This window comes from Candidatus Brocadia sapporoensis (assembly GCF_001753675.2).
In the GTDB taxonomy this organism is placed as follows: Bacteria; Planctomycetota; Brocadiia; order Brocadiales; family Brocadiaceae; genus Brocadia; species Brocadia sapporoensis.
Window position 1 is genome coordinate 40283 of sequence record NZ_MJUW02000086.1, and the last position, 23001, is coordinate 63283.

17 protein-coding genes are annotated in these 23001 nt (G+C 39.6%); 14 read left to right on the forward strand and 3 right to left on the reverse strand.

From position 1 onward, the window contains the following. Positions 1-41: 41 nt before the first annotated feature. The 10 genes from BIY37_RS08090 to BIY37_RS08135 all read left to right on the forward strand — a co-directional run bounded on the left by BIY37_RS08090 (position 42) and on the right by BIY37_RS08135 (position 10058). On the forward strand, positions 42-800 hold the full coding sequence (locus BIY37_RS08090) for a hypothetical protein (RefSeq protein WP_179129341.1): 759 nt from the start codon (positions 42-44) through the stop codon (positions 798-800). A gap of 381 nt (positions 801-1181) precedes the next feature. Next, positions 1182-1913: a tetratricopeptide repeat protein gene (locus BIY37_RS08095; RefSeq protein WP_070067333.1), complete on the forward strand. Its 732-nt coding sequence runs from the start codon at positions 1182-1184 to the stop codon at positions 1911-1913. Positions 1914-2003: 90 nt separating this feature from the next. Then, positions 2004-3428, forward strand: a complete 1425-nt coding sequence (locus BIY37_RS08100; protein ID WP_070067334.1) for an HDOD domain-containing protein — start codon at positions 2004-2006, stop codon at positions 3426-3428. A gap of 339 nt (positions 3429-3767) precedes the next feature. After that, positions 3768-4031 carry a 30S ribosomal protein S15 gene (gene rpsO / locus BIY37_RS08105; protein WP_070067358.1) on the forward strand — a complete coding sequence of 88 codons (264 nt, stop codon included), beginning with the start codon at positions 3768-3770 and terminating at the stop codon, positions 4029-4031. 117 nt (positions 4032-4148) lie between these two features. Then, positions 4149-6236 carry a polyribonucleotide nucleotidyltransferase gene (pnp, locus tag BIY37_RS08110; protein ID WP_070067335.1) on the forward strand — a complete coding sequence of 696 codons (2088 nt, stop codon included), beginning with the start codon at positions 4149-4151 and terminating at the stop codon, positions 6234-6236. A 242-nt stretch (positions 6237-6478) separates the two neighbouring features. After that, a complete protein-coding gene (locus tag BIY37_RS08115; protein ID WP_070067336.1) occupies positions 6479-6685 on the forward strand; it encodes a cold-shock protein in 207 nt (68 codons plus the stop codon). A gap of 67 nt (positions 6686-6752) precedes the next feature. Then, positions 6753-7574, forward strand: a complete 822-nt coding sequence (locus BIY37_RS08120) for a two-component system sensor histidine kinase NtrB (protein ID WP_080324954.1) — start codon at positions 6753-6755, stop codon at positions 7572-7574. 9 nt (positions 7575-7583) lie between these two features. Beyond that, positions 7584-8942, forward strand: coding sequence for a sigma-54-dependent transcriptional regulator (locus tag BIY37_RS08125; protein ID WP_070067337.1), 1359 nt, complete (start codon positions 7584-7586; stop codon positions 8940-8942). Positions 8943-9111: 169 nt separating this feature from the next. Further along, the gene (locus BIY37_RS08130) at positions 9112-9435 is read left to right on the forward strand and encodes a hypothetical protein (protein WP_070067338.1); all 324 of its coding nucleotides are present in this window, start codon (positions 9112-9114) and stop codon (positions 9433-9435) included. A 101-nt stretch (positions 9436-9536) separates the two neighbouring features. Next, positions 9537-10058 (forward strand): peroxiredoxin, encoded by a 522-nt coding sequence (locus tag BIY37_RS08135; RefSeq protein WP_070067339.1) that lies wholly within the window; start codon positions 9537-9539, stop codon positions 10056-10058. Between the two features lie 258 nt (positions 10059-10316). Here the strand turns inward: BIY37_RS08135 and BIY37_RS08140 are convergent, their stop codons facing one another. Further along, positions 10317-12521 carry a sensor domain-containing diguanylate cyclase gene (locus BIY37_RS08140; protein ID WP_080324955.1) on the reverse strand — a complete coding sequence of 735 codons (2205 nt, stop codon included), beginning with the start codon at positions 12519-12521 and terminating at the stop codon, positions 10317-10319. A gap of 545 nt (positions 12522-13066) precedes the next feature. Here BIY37_RS08140 and BIY37_RS08145 point away from each other — a divergent pair. Continuing rightward, the gene (locus BIY37_RS08145) at positions 13067-14512 is read left to right on the forward strand and encodes a B12-binding domain-containing radical SAM protein (RefSeq protein ID WP_230402471.1); all 1446 of its coding nucleotides are present in this window, start codon (positions 13067-13069) and stop codon (positions 14510-14512) included. Between the two features lie 281 nt (positions 14513-14793). On the opposite strand, the gene BIY37_RS08150 is transcribed toward BIY37_RS08145, so the two are convergent. Beyond that, positions 14794-15516 (reverse strand): phospholipase D family protein, encoded by a 723-nt coding sequence (locus tag BIY37_RS08150; RefSeq protein WP_070067342.1) that lies wholly within the window; start codon positions 15514-15516, stop codon positions 14794-14796. A gap of 147 nt (positions 15517-15663) precedes the next feature. After that, positions 15664-16467 (reverse strand): restriction endonuclease, encoded by an 804-nt coding sequence (locus BIY37_RS08155; protein ID WP_070067343.1) that lies wholly within the window; start codon positions 16465-16467, stop codon positions 15664-15666. Between the two features lie 2251 nt (positions 16468-18718). On the opposite strand from BIY37_RS08155, the gene BIY37_RS08160 reads away from it, so the two are divergent. From BIY37_RS08160 to mgtE, 3 genes are all read left to right on the forward strand, one after another. After that, the gene (locus tag BIY37_RS08160; RefSeq protein WP_070067344.1) at positions 18719-20182 is read left to right on the forward strand and encodes a B12-binding domain-containing radical SAM protein; all 1464 of its coding nucleotides are present in this window, start codon (positions 18719-18721) and stop codon (positions 20180-20182) included. A 239-nt stretch (positions 20183-20421) separates the two neighbouring features. After that, on the forward strand, positions 20422-21612 hold the full coding sequence (locus tag BIY37_RS08165; protein WP_070067345.1) for a DUF362 domain-containing protein: 1191 nt from the start codon (positions 20422-20424) through the stop codon (positions 21610-21612). Then, the gene (gene mgtE, locus BIY37_RS08170) at positions 21613-22977 is read left to right on the forward strand and encodes a magnesium transporter (protein WP_070067346.1); all 1365 of its coding nucleotides are present in this window, start codon (positions 21613-21615) and stop codon (positions 22975-22977) included. It begins immediately after the preceding gene. Positions 22978-23001: the final 24 nt, after the last annotated feature.

A 23001-nucleotide genomic window follows, 5' to 3' on the forward strand; every position in this document is an offset into this window, starting at 1 on the left:
AATTCAACGAGGCAGAGAAGGTACCGGCAAAGGTTAAGCCAATGAATACCTGGAAGCACATGGTTGCTCATGTATGTATATGGTTCTTGGTCATTGTGCTAGTCATGGTTTATTTTACCTCAACAGGTTCACCACAGGCCGGGCTCCTCGAGGTTGGAATGTCTGCGTTAATTTTTGTCGTTCTGTTCCATCTTGTCATGAAGTATTTTCCTCTTGTTTCTAAGATCATTACTTCGGTAATTGCAATTGGCTTTGGGATTGCGTTAATCTTTGTGAATTATCATTATTTGAAAGTCGTAAAAACGGATGCTTCATTAAAACAACTCTTAGTGGGTGACCTGCTCGTTCATAAGATTTTAAAGACTATAAAAAAAGAGCCAATTGCTTTAGTAATAAAGAAAGAAAATCCTCAGGCAGTTATGGAACCAAAATCCAAAACACCAGCACCTGCAGCATCTCTTGATCAACTAAAAACTTCAATTGCAGAACCCATAGCATCCGATACGAACGTTGAATTATTACATGTCACATCATTAGAACCGGCAATCACAAGCGAAGCATTATCTATAGATGAAAGATACAAAATTGAGCCTTTTACAGGTAAGATGGTGAAAGAAATCTCGCATTTCCCATTTAGTGTAAAAGAATGTGAACCGACAATCAGATGCATTACAGAAAAAAACGATATGAGCTATGCTATGCTTCTTGGAGTCATACAAGACACGCCAATTACTGGATTAAAAGAACAAAAGATTCAAACGCCTCTATTGGGGAAGATTGAATCAATTCCTGTAAGATAATGGCTCGAATCAGAAAAAGATAATTATAACGCTGGTCAATTTCCCTGACTGTAAAAAAATATCGTTTTATTTAAACAGATTCCAGGTTGATATAAATTCCCAATAGAAAAATGGCAGGCCGGGCTATAAAACGAATATGAAAAAAGAAAATTCTGTTTTTTCCCTTTTGCAAAACAGACTAATTTAATTGTATAGGAATTTCTATTTTATTTATGCGGGTCACAGGCGGCACGGACAAACAAGTTTGTCGTTCGACGGATCTTTCGGCAGGCTCAGGATGTAGCGCTGTGCATAGTGTGAGTCTGTCGAACCATCACGACGAAGCCCATTGCCACCCTGTAACCGAAGACATAACTTGATAGTATTTGAAGGAGCCATATTATGAGAATGTATATCAGTATCGTTTTTATCCTGTTAATTCTAATAAATGTATGTTACGGCCAGGAGCAGGATAAAGACGAATCTTTAGATGCTGCAATTAAATCATTTCAGCAGGCGATAGAAAAAAATCCAAAACTCGCTGAGGCACATTATAACCTTGGAATTCTATACAACGAAAAAGGAATGGTGGAAGAAGCTGTCACCGAATACAAAAAAACGTTAGAGATTGAACCCAATTTTATAAAAGCACAGAACAATCTCGGAATAATTTATTACGAGACAGGTCGACTAGACGAGGCTATCGAAAGTTTAGAGAAGGCGGTTACCGCATCTCCACAGTATATCGAGGCACAGTATAATTTAGGAATTGTTTATTATGGAAAGAAGCAATATGCTGATGCTGTGGCGGTATTCAAAAAGGTTGTGGAGCTTAACCCAAAGTTTGAAAAGGGATATTATAATTTAGGAGTTACCTATGCCTCAATGGATTCCCTTGATGATGCTCTTGTTGCATTTAAAAAAGCTGTGTCAGTTAACCCGCAATTTTCGGATGCTTACTATAATATGGGCGTAGTTTATGCAAAGAAAGAGCAACTTGATGAGGCTATTAAATCCTTGCAAAAAGCCTTGGAACTTAATCCAAACGATGATAAATCACATTTCGCCTTAGGGGTGATCTATCAAGCAAAACGGAAGAGAAAACTGCCCAGCGGGAAGTCTGAAAAACTCTGATATCCCGCTACTTCAAAAAATCTAATATCGCCAAATTAATTAATCCTAATGACAAAAGAGGATAAATATTAAAAAGTATGGAGACTGTATATGGCTTTTCTTATCGAAAAAAAGAATGATATTTCTACAAACCGATTTCTGAAGGACCTTACCGATACAGAATTGTTTGAAGTGTGTAATATCGGAAGAATAAAACATTTTAACACGGGGGATATCATTATCAAGGAAGGCGATGCTGATAAATCTTTATGCTTTATATTACAAGGATCGATAAAAGTAACGAGGAAATTTGATGGTCAGGAAAGAGATATTGTAACAATCTTCAAGGGTGACGGACTGGGCGATATTGATTTTACAAAAAGCACTGTAAGAACCATTTCCGCAGTGGTTTTACAGCCCTCGACCATTATGGTTTTAGACAGTTTAGATATGCAAAAGCTGAAGCCGGGAACGCAGATATGTATTTATAAAAATATCAACAAGGCATTCTCAGAAAGAATGGATCATTTTATTTCCCAGCAAGCAAAGTTAGCAGACCAAAATAACTCCTTTAAGGTAAAAATAAAAAAATTTCTTCATTCCAATAAAAGCAGTTATGCCCAATCAGAAATAATTCAGGACATCCTAAAAAATATTCCCCGATTGCCAATGTATACCAACAAGTTATTTACGTTGCTTCATGACGAAAAGGCGCAAATAAAAGAAATCGTTGATCAAGCAAAATTAGACCCCTCGCTGGTGGGTGCTATATTAAAAACAATCAATTCTGCTTTTTACAGTGTGAAAAATAAGATATCGGACGTTCAACATGCGATTATGCTTTTAGGATTCAATCAAGTTTATCAGTTAGTACTCGATAATGGCATCAAAAGCACCATGCCAAACACGCCGCAGTTTCAGGAATTGCAATGTCATTCTGTTATTACGTCTACAATAGCTTTCGAAATCGCAAAATTAAGCGAAGCAAGCAATGCCGTAATTATGAGCACGATTGGATTATTGCATGATATAGGAAAAAGTGTTATTCTTTTGCTAAAACTCCAGCATCAAAAACTCAATCTGCTTATTGATTCGTTAGACCCTGCTGCCATTGGTTCTCTCTTATTAAAGGAATGGAACGTTCCTGATATTGTTTGCAAGAGCCTTGAGTATCAATCCTTTCCCGAATTCTTTCCGCCTTCCGAAATTCCTGCTGAATATACGAATAATGTAGCAATTCTTTATATTGCCCATCTCTGTTATGAATATATGAATGGCGAGAAGGAAAAGGAGTTGCCAATGGCCTTTCTTGAAGAATATTTTAGAGTATTGAAATTTACTGAAGGCTCTCTCTCTGAATTGATAAAGAAACAAATAATACCGGCGCTGCACAAAAAAATAAAAACATATCCCGACGATGTTCGACTGTTTATTATGAAAAATAAGGACAGTAGCATGTCAGAGGGACTCGGTGATGATTATAAAACTAAAATAGATGATGTATTTAAGCTGAAAGAAAAAGATGTATTGAAATAAGCAGTGGACTAGAGAATACAAAGACAATCTTATTGTTCAAGTATGATAATTTACAAAGGGGATCTTGTTGCGGGAGCTAGTGATAATTTGGGAAATATTTTTGTTGCAAATGATGGATAAGTTCTGATATACTCTTTCAGATTTTCCTGCATGCTTTACGTGTTTTGTTAGTTACATAACAAAGGTATAGAATCATACCGTGGAAAATATACAAACAAATCCTCCTTAAAATGAGCACGAAGATAGTTAAAAAACTTATCAAAAAGTTTTTATGGATAATGTGATAATGATTAAGGAGTGTTTCTTAAAGTAGATTTTATGTAAGGAATATAAGTAATGATGGATAAAGAAGTAAAAAAAAGGATTATTAACGATCTCAGGGTTCATGAAAGCGACACCGGTTCCCCTGAGGTCCAGGTTGCGTTGTTAACAGAACGAATTAATCATTTGAGTGATCATTTAAAGAAACACAAAAAAGATCATACATCTCGCAGAGGGTTATTTTTGATGGTTGGGCACAGGTCGGCACTATTGAAATATTTATCAAACACAGATAACGAAAGATATAAAAAACTCATTGCGAAGCTTGGTATTAGAAAATAGCAGAAAATCTTTAGGAGGAACCTAATAGACTTATTTAAAAATGTTTAAAAAATTTGAATTGTTCATATCTTTTGCTGGTCAAAAACAAGATATAGATACAAAAGCAGGAGGGATTAAATGACGTATTGTAGGGTCGAGAAATTGATCGGCAAAGAGATGCTTATTATAGAAACAGGAAAAATTGCAAAGCAGGCTAATGGCGCAGCGGTAGTAAGGTATGGCGATACGATAGTATTGACTACGGCAGTATCATCAGCAGAAGAAAATGACGAAGCGGATTTTTTCCCACTCACCGTTGATTATCGGGAAAAGACATATTCAGCAGGAAAATTCCCCGGCGGCTTCTTTAAAAGAGAAGGCAGGCCAACCTCAAAAGAAATATTAACCATGAGGTTAATAGATCGCCCCATAAGACCACTCTTTCCGGAAACATATCTTCGTGAAGTTCAGATCATGTCCATGGTGCTTTCTGCAGACAAAGAGAACGATCCTGACATTCTTGCTATGATAGGGGCATCTGCAGCCCTATCGGTGTCATGTATTCCTTTCGGAGGGCCTACAGGTTCTGTTAGGGTTGGTCAAGTCGACGGAGAGTTTATTGTAAATCCTACGCATTCCGAGCTTGAAAAAAGTATGATAGATCTTGTTGTTTCCGGAACTGAAGATGCGGTTACCATGGTTGAGGCATCAGGTAAGGAGGTTTCTGAAGAACAGATGGTGGATGCAATTATGTTCGGACATGCCTATATAAAAGAAATAGTTCAAGTACAGAAAGAACTGTTGGCCAAATGTGGAAAAGTAAAGCAACCCATTCCACTTTTGAAACTTGATATGAATCTCCTGGATGAAATTAAACAGAAATATTACACAGAAATATTAGAGAAAAACCAAACGCCGGGTAAAGATTCTAGAAAACGAGCATTGCATGAAATACTGAATCAGATTATACAGGAGTATTGTACTGAAAAAGAAGGTGCTCCTACAAGAAAAGCAATTAAGGCTATTTTTGAAAGACTTGAGACTATCATAGTGCGTGACCAAATTGTGCAGGAAAAGAAAAGGCCGGATGGCAGAGGGCTAAAAGATATTCGCCCCATTACCTGTGAAGTGGGGATTTTGCCAAGAACCCATGGCTCCGCGTTGTTCACACGAGGTGAGACCCAGGCTATTGTGGTTACGACACTGGGCACGACAATGGATGAACAGCGGGTAGATACCCTTGAGGAAGAATATTCAAAGAAGTTTATGTTGGATTATAATTTCCCGCCTTTTTGCGTTGGTGAGGTGAAACCATTGCGTGGGCCAGGTAGACGTGAAATTGGTCATGGGGCTTTGGCAGAACGGGCATTAGAAGCAGTGCTTCCCCCGTTAACGACTTTTCCCTACACGATACGAATTGTTTCTGATATTACCGAATCCAATGGATCCTCTTCAATGGCTACGGTTTGTGGTGGAACTCTTTCCATGATGGATGCTGGTATTCCTATTGCTACGCAGGTGGCTGGTATCGCAATGGGCCTGGTGAAAGAGGATGAAGATGTATGTATTCTGTCTGATATTTTAGGGACAGAAGATCACCTGGGTGATATGGATTTTAAAGTTGCCGGAACATTGAAAGGTGTTACCGCACTCCAGATGGATATAAAGATTTCAGGAATTACTGAAAAAATTATGCGGGATGCATTGGCGCAGGCTAAAGAAGGAAGGATTTACATTCTCCAGGAACTGGCAAAGGTTATCGATAAACCAAGGGAAGAAATTTCCGTGTATGCGCCGAAATTAGTGCATATTAAAATCAATCCGGAAAAAATCGGGATGGTCATCGGTCCAGGTGGAAAAAATATTAAAAAAATACAGGAAGAAACCGGCGCAAAGGTAGAGATACAGGATGACGGTACGGTTATTATTTCGTCGATTCTTGCCGAGTCCTCACAAAAGGCAAAAATATGGATTGAGCGCATGACAGAAGATGTCCAGGTAGGGAAAACTTATATGGGAAAAGTTCTTTCTTTAAAAGAGTATGGTGCTTTTGTGGAAATTATCCCGGGGCACGATGGACTGGTACATATTTCTGAATTGTCTGATGGCTACGTTGAAAAGGTCGAAGATGTTGTAAAGGTCGGTCAAGAAATTAAAATAAAAGTTATCGGAATAGATGATCAAAAAAGGGTTAAGCTAAGCCGAAAAGCTGCATTGAAAGAATAGGAGTAATCCAAATTTCTAGTGTAAAGTAAAAGGATCTTTTAATCTGTAAAACGGGATTTACTGGGATTAAGCCGGTTTTAAAATATTTGCTATGAAAGATGTATTGAAAATAAATTTAAAAATTTTATCGTTTATCTTTCGGTTTTTTTGGGGAGGATAGAGAAGGCATAAAGGATAAAAAAATAGGTGCAAAAAGATTTTTCTTTGTAGACGTTGTGTTTATTCAATAGGAGAACAAGAGAATGGCAATTGGTAAAGTGAAATGGTTTGATGCAAAAAAAGGGTTTGGTTTTATTGAACAAGAAGGCGGAGGGGATGTTTTCGTTCACTATTCAAATATTTCGAGTGAAGGATTTAAGACGCTGGAAGATGGAGAAAAGGTGGAGTTCGATATCGTAGACGGGGCAAAAGGTTTGCAAGCCCAAAAAGTAATGCGTCTTAATTCTTAATTTACCTATAGACTGTATCTTTGAGCCAGGGAGATAGTGATCCAAAACATCTTCCTGGCTTATTTTTTTGTTTTCTTTAAAAAATGTGATTCAATATTTAGTTGGTGCAGCAATAGCCGGCATGATCTTTATTCCATTGGCGTTTTTCTCCATTCGGAGGGCTATCGATAAGACCAGAGAGCTAGAGAAAAGGGCAATGCATTCTGAAAGACTCGCTTTTGTGGGAACACTGGCTGGCGGGCTTGCTCACGAGATAAAAAATCCGTTGAGTACGTTCAGTATCAATCTGCAACTTCTTATGGAAGATGTACAAAACCTGAAAGGGGAAAACAACAAAAAGGTGTATACACGGATACAGGCTTTGCAAAGAGAGGTACAACGCCTGGAGGAAATCCTGAATGATTTTCTCAGATATGCAAAGGGACAAAAACTAACATTGGAAGATTGCAATATTAATGAAGTTGTAGATGAAGTTGTAGACTTTATCACCCCGGAGATAAAACAAAAGAAGATATTGATACTCAAAAGTTACGATGCTCATCTGCCTCCCTGTCGTTTAGACATCAACCTTGTTAAACAGGCAATTTTAAATGTGGTTATCAATGCAGAACAGGCAATGGAACATGGTGGGGAACTTATGATTCGTACATCCGGGAATAAAAAATATATACAAATCGATGTTACTGATACGGGGACGGGTATTTCAAAAGATATTCTTGATAAAATATTCCAAGTCTATTATTCAACGAAAAAAACTGGGACAGGTCTTGGACTTCCGACTGCAAAGCGCATTATTGAGGAACATAAAGGGACAATTTCTGTTCAAAGTGAAGAGAATAAAGGAAGTAACTTTTCTATAAAGTTACCGGTAGATGTAAATATTTATTAAAACACATATATGGCTGACCATACAGTAATTCTGGTTATTGATGATAAAAAAGAGCATGCATCTGCGACGGCAGAAGCGCTTCAGAAGGTTGGATATACATGCCTTATTGCTACCAGTGGTAAGGAAGGATTGCAACGTATAGAAACTGGAGAGGTGGATATTGTAATAACGGATTTAATTATGCATGATATAGACGGCCTGCAAATACTCAAAATAACAAAGGAGAGACTGCCTGAGGCCGAAGTTATTCTGATTACTGGTTATGGTACCGTAGAAACTGCGGTTGATGCAATGCGAAAAGGGGCCGCTACCTATCTCCTAAAACCTATTAATATTAACCATCTTCGTGCGGAGATTGCAAAACTCGTTGAAAAACAGACGCTGGTAAGGAGTAATAAAGAACTTCACAAACAACTTGACGAAAGATTTGGTCTGACTGGAATTATTGGCAATAGCCCAAAGATACAGAAAGTACTGAATATCGTTAAACAGATTTCTAGCACTACAGCCACGGTTCTGATAACTGGTGAAAGCGGGACGGGGAAGGAGCTCATTGCAAAAACTATTCATAACAACAGCCCAAGAAAGAATAGATCAATGGTCGTTTTAAATTCCGCAGCAATTCCGGAAAACCTCCTTGAGAGTGAACTTTTTGGACATGAAAAGGGAGCCTTCACGGGAGCGCTCTATCAGCGAAAAGGAAAATTCGAGTGTGCTCATCACAGCACATTGTTTTTAGATGAGGTTGGTGATATGCCACTTTCTACTCAGGTTAAACTATTGCGAGTTATAGAGGATGGCATGATTACACGTATCGGAAGTAATGAGCCTATTGAGGTTGATGTCCGTTTGATCGCAGCTACAAATCAGGACATAGAAAAACTCATAAAAGAAGGAAGGTTCCGGAACGATTTATACTTCAGACTAAATGTTGTTTCTCTTAAATTGCCGCCTCTTCGTGAGAGGCTTGAGGACACGACCTTGCTCATCGATGCCTTTCTGCGGGAATATTCACAGTTACACGCTAAGAATGTCTCACAGATATCTCCCGATGCCAGAAAAATTTTATATAAATATTCATGGCCGGGAAATATACGGGAATTAAAAAATTGTATAGAGAGTATGATTGTTGTAAGTACAAAAGATACCTTAGGTGTTGAGGATATTCCTGACCATATATTACAACGAAGTAATGAAGTATCGTATTCTCCTGGTTTTGTGGCTGGTATGACTGTTGAAGAGGCGGAGAGGGAACTCATCAAAAGTACCTTAATCACGGTAGGTGGAAATAGAGAAGAAGCAGCAAGGATGCTTGGCATTGGAGAGCGGACCCTTTATCGGAAGCTGGACAGATATGGTCTTAAATGAAGATACGGAGCAGATAGTGAGTATCACGCGTATACCGCCGCAAGGCCTAACCAAATCTCTTTTATTAAAGTAAACATTGTTATAAAATAGATATTTGGAAAAGATAAAGAAAGATATGATGGAAATTAAACTTTGTTCTAATTGCAAAAGGAGTCTGTCGAAGCATGATATGGACTCTGGGCGGGTCGTGTACCAGGAAGATGGAAGTTTGTTTTGCGGAGAATGTTTCACCATAAAAATCAGAAAGGAAAAGGGATATGAGGAGAAAGATTTTATCATGGAATCTCTGTTAAACGAAGTAAAAAATATAAACCGGACTTTAGTTTATGCATCCGCATCATGGTTGAATATTCTGGCTGCTGTTATTCAATGTTTCGTTTTTGGCTCACTTATTTTTGCTTACCTCAACCGCAGTGGCGATGTTCATGCGTATCTCTTGCTTGCATTGGTTTTTCAGGTAATGGCACTGACTTTTTTTGTCATTAAAAAATAAATCGAGAATCCTAGAAAATCTCTTGACAAAAAATATCTAATCTTTACAATACAAATTTATATCTATTTAACAATAATTTCATTTTGAAAATGGAGGATCCTATGAGTGTAAGAGTTGGGCAAAATGCGCCTGAATTTACGTTGCAAGGGCTTGTAGATGAAAAGTTCAAAGAGGTAAGTTTGGATGATTATAAAGGTAAATGGATTGTACTTTTCTTTTACCCCCTTGATTTTACTTTTATCTGTCCTACGGAAATTACTGAATTTTCAAAACGAGACGGTGAATTTAAAGAGTTAAATGCACAAGTATTAGGAGTAAGTGTTGACAGTGTGTTTTCTCATAAGGCGTGGTTAAAAGAACTTGGAAAAATAAATTTTCCATGGCTGAGTGATATGACAAAAGAAGTTTCGAGAAAATATTGCGTACTCATTGAAGACAAAGGTATTGCCTTAAGAGGGACATTTATTATAGACCCTGAGGGTAAAGTAAAATATCAATTAGTTCATGATTTGGGTGTTGGTAGAAGTGTTGAAGAGGTTCTTAGGGTTTTAAGGGCATTACAGACGGGAGAACTTTGTCCCGTTGAATGGAAGCCTGGTAAAAAGACCTTAGGAAAGGCGTGATTCAGCTTAGATTCTGCCTGACGGGTCCGCCGATGCTAATAAATTTTTGTTCAAATAATATGTTATAACAAACATAGATTTTAACAAAAACCATAGGCTCACAGAAATTGTGAAACAGTGAATCTCTTTGTAGTCTGTGGTTCTGATCTTATGAAAGATCTGGGTTCTGCAAGATATTTTTCTTGTGTTCCATTTAAATTGAAATTTTGGATATATCTCTTGGGGCGTGGATATGTACAATACTCCAGCGAGATAGTTTCAGACATGGGTATTCATATCTGACTTGTAGAATCGGTAGGTATTTTTACCATGTTCTTTTGAGAGATACATAGCAATATCTGCCTTTTTGATCAGATCATCTCTGTCGCTGGTATCAACAGGATAAAGGCTAATGCCTATGCTAACGGTGATATTGAGTTCGTGCCCTTCCACTAAAAAAGGATTTGATAAAGTATCAAGGATTTTATTGGCGACAATGGCAGCATTTATAGGATAAACAATTTCTGGAAGGATGAGGATAAATTCATCCCCTCCGGTGCGGGAAATCGTATCACTTTCCCGCACGCATTTTGTCAGTCGCTCGGCAACTGCCAGAAGTAGCAAATCACCTGCATGATGCCCTAATGAATCATTAATGGTTTTAAAATTATCCAAGTCAATGACCATAAGTGCCATAATCTTACCCGTGCGCTTTGCATGGACTATTGCTCCCTGAAGACGGTCTTGAAATAAATTACGATTGGGTAAGTTGGTAAGAGGATCATGGTAAGCCATATGTGTGATAAGCGCCTCGGACTTCTTCCGCGCTATTGCATTTCCTATGATTTCTGCCATAATGCGTAACCGTGCAATATCTTCTTCGTGCCATGGGCCGATACTAACGACGTTTTCAAAACCAACATATCCTGCCAACTCGTTTTCAGCATAAACGGGCAGAATTAAAAGTGATTTAATACCCTCCTTTTCAAATTCGTTTTTTTCAGCGGCAGCTTCAGAAGACATTTTAGAAACATCGGCAATGTGAATTATGTTGCCGGCGTGGAGATTTTCCATCAACCATGGGTACGTAGCAGAGGACAGATTTTGACGAAGCTGAATTCTCGGATTAACCCCTTCATTACACCATTCATGCGTGTTGTTTACGATATTGCCGTTATCATGAATCTGGAAGAGGTATGTCCGGCTGGCCTTGCTCAGCTGACCTGCATCAGCCAGTGATTTGAAAACAGCGTTGTTAAAGTCTGAAATTACAAGAAATTTTGTGGATATGCTGGCAACGGTTTTTTCGAAGTCAATTCTGCGTCTGAGAGCATTTTCAGTTTGCTTGTGGGCGGTAATATCGGTAAGAGAAACAAAGATTTTTTCCCACGTGTGTTCGTATCCTGGAGCTATAGATAATCTCAGGTACACATAGTTCTTTGTACCACGAAGCGTGCGGGTAGTAGCTTCCGCTTCAAACAATGTTTGGCCTTCCGACAAAGCAACCAATGCCTGCCGGTATACGAGGAATGATTCTTTGTCAAAGGTATGGGCCAAACCAGTTAATAGCTGCTCTTTACTGGTGGCTTCGTACATCTTTAACGTAGCCTTATTTACATCAAGAACCTTCATCATCGCGACACATTTATAGATCTCTTCTGGATAATTATCAAAGTAGGTATTGAGATCATTGATTCCTGCTGCTCGCAAATGATTAATGTAAGTTTTCACTGCGGAGGAATCCTCTTCCCAAAGAGAAACAGGCGAATTTTCAAAGAGTCCGCGGTATCGGGCTTCGCTTGCGTTCAGTGCATCCTCAGCTAGTTTACGTTCGATAATTTTTACTTGTAGTTTTTTGTTGGCTTGTACCAGGGCAGATGTTCGTTTTTTAATCTTCATTTCTAAGTTGTTGTATGCCTGACGCAAAGCATTTCCTGCTCGTATCCTTTTTATAAACTGGCCAACCATGCTGCCAGTAGAGGCTAATATCATGAGGAGATCTTTGTTGTGCGGTTGTATCTTATGGCTAAAAAATATGAAAACACCTAGAATTTCGTTTTCGTATGTAATGGGAATACCTATTGCGCCATGAAAATCCTCTTTCGTAGCAATTTTTGCATGATGGAGATAGGTGGTTTGAGCGATGTCAGGGATCCAGACAGGCTTTTTGCTATGATAAACTATGCCAGGCAATCCCACTCCAGGTGAAAAGAGGATTTGCCTGGTTAGTGTATGGTATTCCGAAATATTTACTGACGGTTTGTGCCATATTTCTGTACAGCGCAGCACGTTATTTTTACTGTCAGCAGTCCAGAATTCACCAAGTGTCCACTCCAGGCTTTCGCTAATAGTTTGAAGGATTTTTGAAATAGCTTCATCCGGTGTGGACGACTCTGCTAATACTCGCATTGCAGCGTGTATTCCGCAGCATCGTTCATGCTGCTTATTCTCTGCAGAGTTATTTTCTGGGAAGAATGACTTCATAATTCATTTTGATATGCCTTGGTAGTTTTTTTGAAAAACTCCTCTTGGGGACTGAAGTACGTAGATATGACGTCCCGCAATCAACGCCATAATCATCTTTCCATTAATGCTATCTGTTAATAACATCAATAAACAATAATACTTATATATCGACATGATTTAAAATAAATTTACATGAATCTTGTTAAATTGCATATATGCTTACACCAGGATTTTGCAGCAAGCCTGACGATACATAGGTAAAAGCTCATCTTTGTATCAATCACAAGATTGATCATGATAATCGTTCTGTCGGTAATTTTATCCATCAATTATAGCTTTCAAAATGGTATATTGTTTGTCTTGAATCGAAAAAGATTTAAAAAATGCATTTTTGTTTGTAATCTTGACAATGTGTTTTAACAAAGTAAAATATTCGTGTATTAGATTTTACCATTGTTGGTGCTTAACATCCAATCAACACTGAGAACCTTCTTTGTAGAAGGTTTTTTTCACAAATACTTTGTAATGTGAGGTTTTTTAAGATGAGGATTTTATTGTGTTCCATGCCCGACACGGTTCCCCAGTTTTCTGCTAAGACATGGAGGGCTCCCAACCTTGCTATCTCTTCTCTCGCGGGAAATATTCAGCCACACCATGATGTGGCACTTGCTGATCTGGTACTCAAAAGAAACAACTTATTACCTTCTCTAAAAAAAGCTATTGAGGATTATCAACCGGACATAATAGGATTAAGTGCCATGACGTTCCAATTTGATACAGCGAGAAGGATCGCAATGTTTATAAAAAGTTTGTGGAAAGATATAAAAATAGCCATTGGCGGGTATCATGCTACTCTTATGTATGAAGAAATTGCTTCTGCTGACGATGATAATCCTTTTGATTATATCGTACGCGGAGAGGGTGAAGAAACCTTTCGTGATTTATTGGAAGCAATGGATGGCGGGCGCGAATGGAAGGATATTCCTGGTCTGTCCTATCGTCATAATGGAAGATTTTTGCATAACCCACCAAGACCGTTAGAGAACTTGGATACCCTGAAGCTCCCGCGGAGGGATGTCCGCATTTGGAATGATTACCTCTTTTCCGGGAAAGTACTGGATATGGTCGAAACATCGCGTGGTTGTACAATGACCTGTAATTTTTGCAGCATGAACCGTATGTATGGACGTACGTTCAGGGCATACAGCTTTGATAGAATTATGCAAGACCTTGCAAACGCCAAAAAATTCGGGGCGAAATATATAGCTTTTTCAGATGATAATATCACTTTAAACGTAAGGAGGTTTGAATCCTTATGTGACGCCATTGTCGAAGCAGGGCACAATGATCTCCGTTATATTGTGCAGGCAAGTACATCAGGTATTGCATCATCTCCAACATTAGCTCTAAAAATGGCACGTGCGGGGATACAAATTGTATTCCTGGGGATTGAGAATGTATCTGAAAGAAATTTAAAAATCATGAATAAGGGAGGTATGCTGGAAAAGACAAAGAAGGCCATCGATTACCTGCACTGCAACAACATTCTTATCGTCGGTGGGATGATTCTTGGTCATGCAGAGGACAAGGAAGAAGATATTGCCCAAAACTTTGAATTTTTTGACAAGGCCGATATCGATTTTTATGGTGAACAGATTATTACTCCTTACCCGAAAACAGGCATGCGTGATATTTTAATCAAAGAAGGACTTGTCACCAATGTAAATAATTATAAAAAATACAATGGTTTTTGGGCGAATGTGAAGACAAAGTACCTTTCATCGGATGATTTACAATTTTTACGATGGAAATATAAACGGAAATACTCCACATTTTTTAAAACAACACCAGCGTTTAAGGCTAATTTCTTAATAGTTAACCTCTTGCGGGTAATCGTCTTAAGGCCGTTTTACCGAATTAAAAATTTCTTTGCCTCAATAGGTAAAACAGAACGAGACATGTTTGAAAAAGATATGAAGAGGTTTGCCGAGATGAACAAATTTTTTTGAATAATTCTCAGTGCTGTTCGGATAAAAATTTGCAAATCGTATTTTATTCTTCGCGGGAGGTCATTCTCTCATATTTCTAGCGGGCATCCTTGAAGTTTAGGGTTCGCTGGAACCCTATAAAGGCTCCCTCTGTGTCAATAATAGTTGGACACTTTAACCCATAGAGTTTTGTGTAGGGTATAAAGTAGGAAAAATCCGAAGACAAAAAAAACTTGAAAATATAGCAGAATCTCCTACGTGCCGCACACGCTTTGCCAGGTTGTTCTTGCTTCACAATACTCCTAACTTTTTATCGCAAATAATTCTTTATGTTGTTTGTAGCAATCCCAGCAAGCAGGCTTATTGATTGTTGAAGCGTTATCTTTGCCACAAACATGACAACTTTTTTCCTGATGCGAAAGGTTCTCATACTTTTTCCAACTCTTATAACATTCGGCGCAATAAGGAGCAGAAGGATCCAGTGCAATTTCTTTCTTGCAACGGATACAAAACCCCTTTTTGCCGTTCGTAGCTTTTTTGTCGCCTTTTTTTTCTGTCGGCTTGCCCTTAGATTCTACAATCTTTTCAACAGACAGGCGAACTTCGTCGCTGATACGGATTAGTCGCCGTGCTTCATTGTAAATATCATCATACAACTGTGAGTCATCGGCTTTCGTGACATAAATTCCCATCTCTTGATTATTGACCTGCGAAAACTCATACAAATTCATCGAAGTAACTACTGCTTCGCTCTCATTCAAATAACACTTTGCATGTAAGTTTTCGCAAAAACTCGTCCGCACGGACTTAAGCGACTTGAGCCAGATAATTTGGTCGGGCTGTAACTCGTTTTTGCCATATACTACCCGAACATCGATTTTCATGCGATCTTTATCATCTAAAGATTGGCGCAAACGTTCATTGATTTTCAAATAGGGACTAATCAAAATAAGTGTATCATTAGATTGGTTTATCAATTGCTGAAGATGATAAGAAACACCAGTTGTATCAAGAAACTTAGCCACAGTTATTCTCCTATATACAAAAAAGTCTATTGCTATTTTACTTTACGTTCATTGCACCAAGAACAGTCCAACGCTTCAGTACTTCAGCAGTGAACAAGCGGCCGCATTCCAAGCCTAACGCATGTGTGAGTCGATTGGAAACACTTGTTAGCCAGACGCCACTTCGGTGTAGCGGCAGTTCGGAAAGTTCTGGCAGCCCCAAAACTTGCCCCCCGTATTCGCGCCGCGTCTTGCGGTCCTGAGCACCAGGTCTTTACCGCATCTTGGGCACGTGCGAGCGGAGACAGTTAGTGCGGATGATACCGCCGTAATTGCTGGCGTCGCTTGCAACGTACTAATCATGCGGACGAGGCCATCGCCGTCGATGAGTTCGATGTGCTGCGCGGTCGCGAAGTCAATAGACTCTTTGGTGAAAACACCGGAGGTTACAACGATCGCGCCTGTTGCGCCGTGCGCTGCCATGAGCCCAAGCATCTCTCGTACGACCTTCACCCCGACCTTGTGGGTCTTCCAGTGCTTGCACTGGACGAGATAGGTATTGCTCCCACGCTTGATTGTCAGGTCGATACCGCCGTCTGTGCCCTTATCGGGGTTCTCGAAAACCGTGAAACCCTGCCGACGGTAAGCTTCCCCGACTAGCTCCTCAAACCGCTTCCATGGGAGTGAACGGATAGATCCAATCCCATTCTGCCGATCTAGCATGCGCCGTTTACCGGCTGACTGAAACATCGAGACCATAGCAGGAAATGCGAATATTACTGATATCCACGCAAACTGCGAGGTCGCGCCCGCTAATATACCCAACATAGTCTTCGGGTTAGACCAGATTATTGGAAATGCAAAGCGCAAGGCCGCGTATGAAATACCTCCAACAAGCAAGCTTGTCCACCAAGGCGCATCCGTTAGAATATCAAATAACGCCTCGAGCGCACTCAGATTCCGACGTGCCATGCATGACCTCCTGTGTTTAAACGAAGGATTGTCATTATTCCGTTTCTAACCATTTGCCTACCTCCTTTATGTTTAGACACTTTTGAAAAAATTGACAAACTAAGACAAATAACGATCGAGCTAAGCAGTGCAATGTTTTATTGGCATCTGCTCGAGCGATTTGTTTGTCCTTGCCTTTATTCATGTTTTCCATGTGGTCCTTTATTTAGCTGTTTATTTTATGCAGATCAAATGCACGTATAAAAATCCTTCATCCCTTTATCGCCATTAGTAACAGCCTGTTTATTGATTTTAATAAAATACCTTTTCCGTGCCTCTGTTTGTGATTAATTTTTCTTTAGAAGGTTATGTTTCATGCATAAGGTTCGTCCGTTATCAACAAAATTGCCGCCGCTGAGGTCTTTCGGATTTATGGTCTGCAAAAATTTTAATGCTATTATCGGATGTTACCGAGTAAATCTTAGAAAGTCATCCAGCTTAATATGGTTTGCACAGATCCCAACGCCTTCTTTTCGTACTCATCCACATACGATGCTTTTATAAATATCTCTTTTAAATGTTTCCTCTTTAATTTCTGAAGATAATCAAATAGTTCAACTTCTTTAATTATGGTCAGGATTATAACGATAAATGCCTTTGCTAACCTTGATTAATTTTCCTTCTTGCTGCAAGTCTGCGGATTGCACTTCAAGTGTTCCTTGACGGTACAGGGTTATCTTTAAGATATTATTCTGTAACCCGATCTACAACAGATCCATGTTTGAGGTCTTTTTTAGGTGTTTTTTGAAAGAAATCCATGATTAAGTCGCTAATGCTTTTTTGTCATTATCAGCCTCCCGTTGCGATATCAAAATGGAGATGATTTATTTGTTCTTTTATCAAAAGGCGGCTTTTTGCTAATTCTCAGTATTTCCTTTCTATGTCAATACCTAGGCCTTTTCGGCCAGTCTTTATACGAACGAGTAAAGTTAAACAGCCGCCAGGGAAGGAGCAATGGCAGTATCCTCAGGAAAAATAAAAAGTTTTGTGCGAATTCCCGGCAGTTCAACGTAAGTGGAGGATAATTAACCCTTTTTCTCATTCTCCATAAAGGCTCCACACGTCAGGTGCATGCGTTTGACTTACAGAAATTGCTTGAAATCTATCATGTTTTATATTCTGTCACATTTTCAAATACAACGGATTGATAATCATTAAGACTCAGCACCGTATCCTATAAGCCAATAACTTCTCCTTTGTGTTTATTGATTCCAGTATAAACCAAACTGGCATCTTCATAGCGTTGAATTTATACACGGCATCGTTCAGTAATGCGTTATTGAATATGTTGAGACTAGCCAGAAATTCAAAGTCTTTAACCTCCAGTGGAGAGAGAAATCTTTTGAGTATTGAAATTGAGGGGTTTGAAGATTTCTCCGTTCGATTGAAATGACAAAAGTATGTGTTTTCGCTCAGACACTACGTAGGTACAAACCTCTCCACAAGGATTAGGCTTGTAGAGATGGTATTTTTAACCACTCGGGCACTTCGTACTTCAAGGGCACTTTACCTGAGCAATGTATGTCTCAATAATGAAGGAAATGCAGAAAAGCTACAAAGATTACCATGCCTCCGCGATCCAGCCAAAAACGAGATCGGACTTTTATTTGTTAGCCTGGACAAATATTAGCATACTCAACTACAGGACGAGTTGGTGACTCTGAATATTCGTAAATCCATTGCCGATTGTTCGCGGAAAATTTGTCTTTTTTGTCTCTGCTAACCCATAACCCAGCTGTGGGTTCTACAGATAGTAGCCAAAGTCGGTGGCATGAGGCTGGGCTGGATGAATGTGAGGAATCAGTTTCGCCAGATATTTGAAGAGACGGATAGCCAGTGAGAGCGAAGAGTGCGATTCACAGTGTAGCAACTTTACCGGTAACAGCCGGCATTACTTCAGAAGAGATGACTGGCTGCGTAATGGTGAAAATCGCTTATAGAATAAATGGTAAATAGTCTCCGGTAGACATGGAACTGCCATGGAGGTTTTAAGGTCTTTCTCTTGAGGCGAAGTATTCTTTCCTGTATATAACTAAATATTAATTTCATTTATTTACTTAAAGCCACTTGAGTTACCAAAAAAGCAAGGATTGAATTTCCTTGAATGACTTGAAAATACTGATAAAATGTAACAAGAAAAGTCTCTGGTTTGTTTCGTGATAAACAACAGGAAGAATTTGGTTGAATAATTATCTGCGAAAAAGAAAAAGATATGAACATACTTTTAATGTCCATGCCCGATTGTGCTCCTCATTTCAATGCAAAGCGGTGGAAGCCGCCAAACCTTGCAATCTCATCGATTGCAGGCAATATTGAGGGGCATAACGTTTTTATAGCAGATCTTATTCTCCGGAGGGAACGTATTCCTGAAACCGTTAAAGACCTGATTGCAAAATATCGTCCGGATGTGGTTGGGCTGACGGCCATGAGTTTTCAATTTTCAACGGCCCGAAGGATAGCGAGTCTTATAAAAAATCTCAATAAAGATATTAAAATTATCCTGGGCGGGTACCACGCCACGCTTATGTACGATGAAATAAGCAAAAGCGATGAGTCTGCCCCCTTTGACTTTCTCATTCGCGGAGAAGGAGATTTGTGTTTTGATGAATTGTTAAAGGCTATAAACGGTGAGAGATCTGTTAATAGTGTTCCGGGCGTTTCCTATCGTAATTACAATGGTTTTACTCACAACTCCCCACGTCCTTTGGAAGACCTGTCGAAGATCAAAATACCGGATCGCTCCAAACGGATATGGAAGGGATATCAATATTACGGCTTTACCCTGGATATAGTAGAGTCTTCCCGCGGATGCATTATGCCCTGTAATTTTTGTAGCATGGACAAGATGTATGGTAAGACATTCCGAAGATTTAGCGTGGAAAGGATGCTCGCTGACATCTCTGACGCCAAGCAGCAGGGAGCAAACTTTATCATCTTTTCGGATGATAACTTTACTTTAGACATCAAAGGATTTGAATCTCTCTGTGATGCGATTGTTAAGGCCGGACATGATGATGTTCGGTATATCATCCAGGCAAGCAGTTCAGGCATTGCGTCCTCCGATACCCTTGCGGAAAAGATGGCCCGGGCTGGCTTCCGTATCGTCTTCCTTGGAATCGAAAACGTCTCAGAAGAAAATTTGCGACTCATGAAGAAGGGAAATATTATTGAAAAAACAAAACTCGCGGTTAAGCGATTACATGAACAGAACATCATGATTGTCGGTGGTATGATTATCGGTAACCCGAATGATAAGGAAGAAGATATTGCCAGGAATTATGAATTTTTTGTAGATCTGCAAATAGACTTCTTTGCAGATCAGATACTTACTCCTTATCCCAAAACCGGCATGCGGGATGAATTGTTGAATGCCGGACTGGTGACAAATATCCATGATTATAGCCGGTACAATTGCTTTTGGGCAAATATCAAAACAAATTATTTAGGACCGGAAGACATCCAGTTTCTCAGATGGAAATACAACAGGAAATACGCAAATTATATTTGCACGACTCCGGCCTTTATTAAAAATTATCCTCTCGCCTATTATTATCGGCAGTACTTGAGGAGGCCATTTTTAAAGCTTAAAAATAAATTTTTCAGAAATAATTTAACTGAGATAGAAGCATATAAGAAGGATATGGCAAGGGCAGAGGCTATGAATAAATTCTTTTGAGTATTTTGTTGTAATATTCTTTTCCTTTGCTATATTGTTAACTGTAACGTGAGAAATTATTCTTTTTAACAATTTTTTATTCGTACCCTCCTAACACCCCTTTAGGTCTATTGTAATCACTCAATTTAACGGGGGGATTGGTTTATGGCTTTGCAGTCAATGAGTACATTACTGGTTTCCAGCGTGCAGTTTTTGTTATTTAAACAGGTTTTCTTGATACATTTAGAAGAGGTTATTTTATGCCAACCGTATCGATCGTTAAATGTAGCGATTATGACTTAGAAAAGGTTTATCATTCCATTCATAAGTCTTTAAGCTTGCTCAATGGCATTGACAAGATGATTAGACCTGGCATGAAGGTGCTTTTAAAACTTAATCTCCTTTCCTCTTCTCAACCACCGGAAAGGGCTGTAAATACGCATCCCATCGTGATAAGGGCTCTTGTTAGAATATTTCAAAAGGATTTTGGTTGCGATGTTTCTATTGGAGATTCCTCCGGCAGCGTAAAGAACGCTTCTACCTTTAATGCATTTCGAATTACCCGCATCAATGAAATCGCAGAGGATACCGGTGCGAAGATTGTTAATTTTGATAAAGATGAGTATATTGACGTTTACAATAAAGATTATGAAGTTTTAGATAAGTTCCGTATTGCCAGGTCACTGCGAACGGTGGATTTTGTGGTTTCAGTGCCCAAACTGAAAACCCATGGTTTAACGCAATATACCGGCGCGATAAAAAACATGCTGGGCAGCATTCCAGGCAATGGAAAAAAGAACGTGCACCTGATTGCGCCTAAACCAACAGTATTTGCAAAAGCTCTGGTAGACATTTATCATATGGTACAACCCCATCTTATTGTAATGGATGCCATTGTGGGAATGGAGGGAAATGGACCCAATGCCGGCCAACCGAAAAAGGTGGGTTTGATTTTAGCCAGCCAGGACAGTGTTGCTCTGGATGCGGCAGCGAGCAGTATTATCGGATTTGAACCCATGGCTATACCGACTATACGGTTTGCACATCAGCGTGGATTGGGTGTTGGTGTGCTCGATACCATCAACGTAGCCGGTGAAACTATTAATGACGTATCCGTTCCTGATTTTCAAAAACCTTCCAGCGGTGCCCAGGATTTTGCCGGAAAATATCTGCCCGACTTCCTTCTGGCTATGATGTTTGACAGTACCTGTTCCACATTTTCTACAGTAAATCATTCGAACTGTACGCGGTGTTATGAATGCATAAGGAATTGCCCTGCCGGCGCTATGTCGAAAGAGAGTGGCAAGGTGATTGTTGATAAGAAGAAATGTATCGGATGTTTTTGTTGTGATGAAGTGTGCGATTTTCATGCAATCGAAATGAAGCGCTCGCTGCTGGGAAGAACCCTTCTGGGCATGGCAAAGGCTCTTGGTGTGGAAAAGGTAGAATAAATGGAATTGCAGTGGACGAAGATATTTCTTCCCGAAATAAAAGAACTTATCGAAACCAAGGATTTCAAAGGATTGCGTGATTTTCTTCGGGAGCGCCATCCCGCTGATATTGTGGATATCCTCCGTGAGCTTGATCCTACGGAGCGTGTCATGGGATTCAGACTACTTGACAAACGTAAAATATCCGAAGTCTTTGCCCTTGTTGAACCGATGGAACAGGAAGAACTTCTTAAACGGTTTACTGAGCAGCATGCAAAAGAAATTTTGGTGCAGATGCAGCCGGACGATCGGACACAACTCTTTGATGAATTACCGGCCCATGTGGTCGAAAAACTCCTGAAACTCCTCCCTCCGGCAGAACGCAAGGAAGCCAACGAACTTCTGAATTATCCTCATAACTCTTCTGGCCGTATCATGACCCCGGAATATGTAGATCTTCAAATGGGTATGACTGTAGCAGAAGCATTGGAACACATACGCAAAACTGGCCCAAACAGAGAAACGATTTATATTTGTTATATCGTTGATGAGACAAAAAAGCTTCGTGGTGTTGCCTCTTTGAAGAATATTATTCTTGCCAGCCCTGACCAGTTTATTAAAGACATTATGAATGAAAACGTCTTTTACGTTCATACTACCGATGATCAGGAAAAGGCAGTTCAGGTAGTTCAAAAGTATGATATTCTGGCAGTTCCCGTAGTGGATAATGAAGACAGACTCGTCGGTATCGTTACCGTAGATGACGTGTTGGACGTTGTACAGGAAGAGGTAACAGAGGATTTTCAGAGGATGGCCGGTATTCACACTACGGAAGAAGAATATTTTCGGGTGGGCTTTTCAAAACGAATCATCAACCGGGTTTCATGGCTTGTTATCCTGGTAATTGCCGCAACTATTTCACAAACCATTCTAAAAAGTTATTCCGGAGTCCTCAGCTCCGTGATTGCACTCGCTTATTTTATTCCCATGCTTACGGGAACCGGGGGCAATACAGGGTCGCAGTCTTCTACCTTAATAATTCGTGCTTTGGCTACGGGAGAAATTAAATCGAAAGAATGGTGGAAGATTTTATTGTGTGAATTTAAGGTTGGCGTTTCGCTGGGGCTTATCATGGGTATTATTGCCTTTATCATTGCCGCACTATCATTGGGAAAAATAACAGTAGCTGCAATCGTGAGCGTTTCCTTGTGTATCGTAGTGAGTGTTGGCAATATTGTTGGCCTTGCGATACCTCTATTCTTCAGATTTATAAAACTGGACCCTGCCTTTGTATCTGCCCCGCTTATTGCTACACTTTTGGATGCTACTGGTTTAGTGATTTATTTTGAGATTGCCAGAAGAACGCTCTCTAAGTCTGCCTCTTAAAACAAGCGATATACTATATATCCT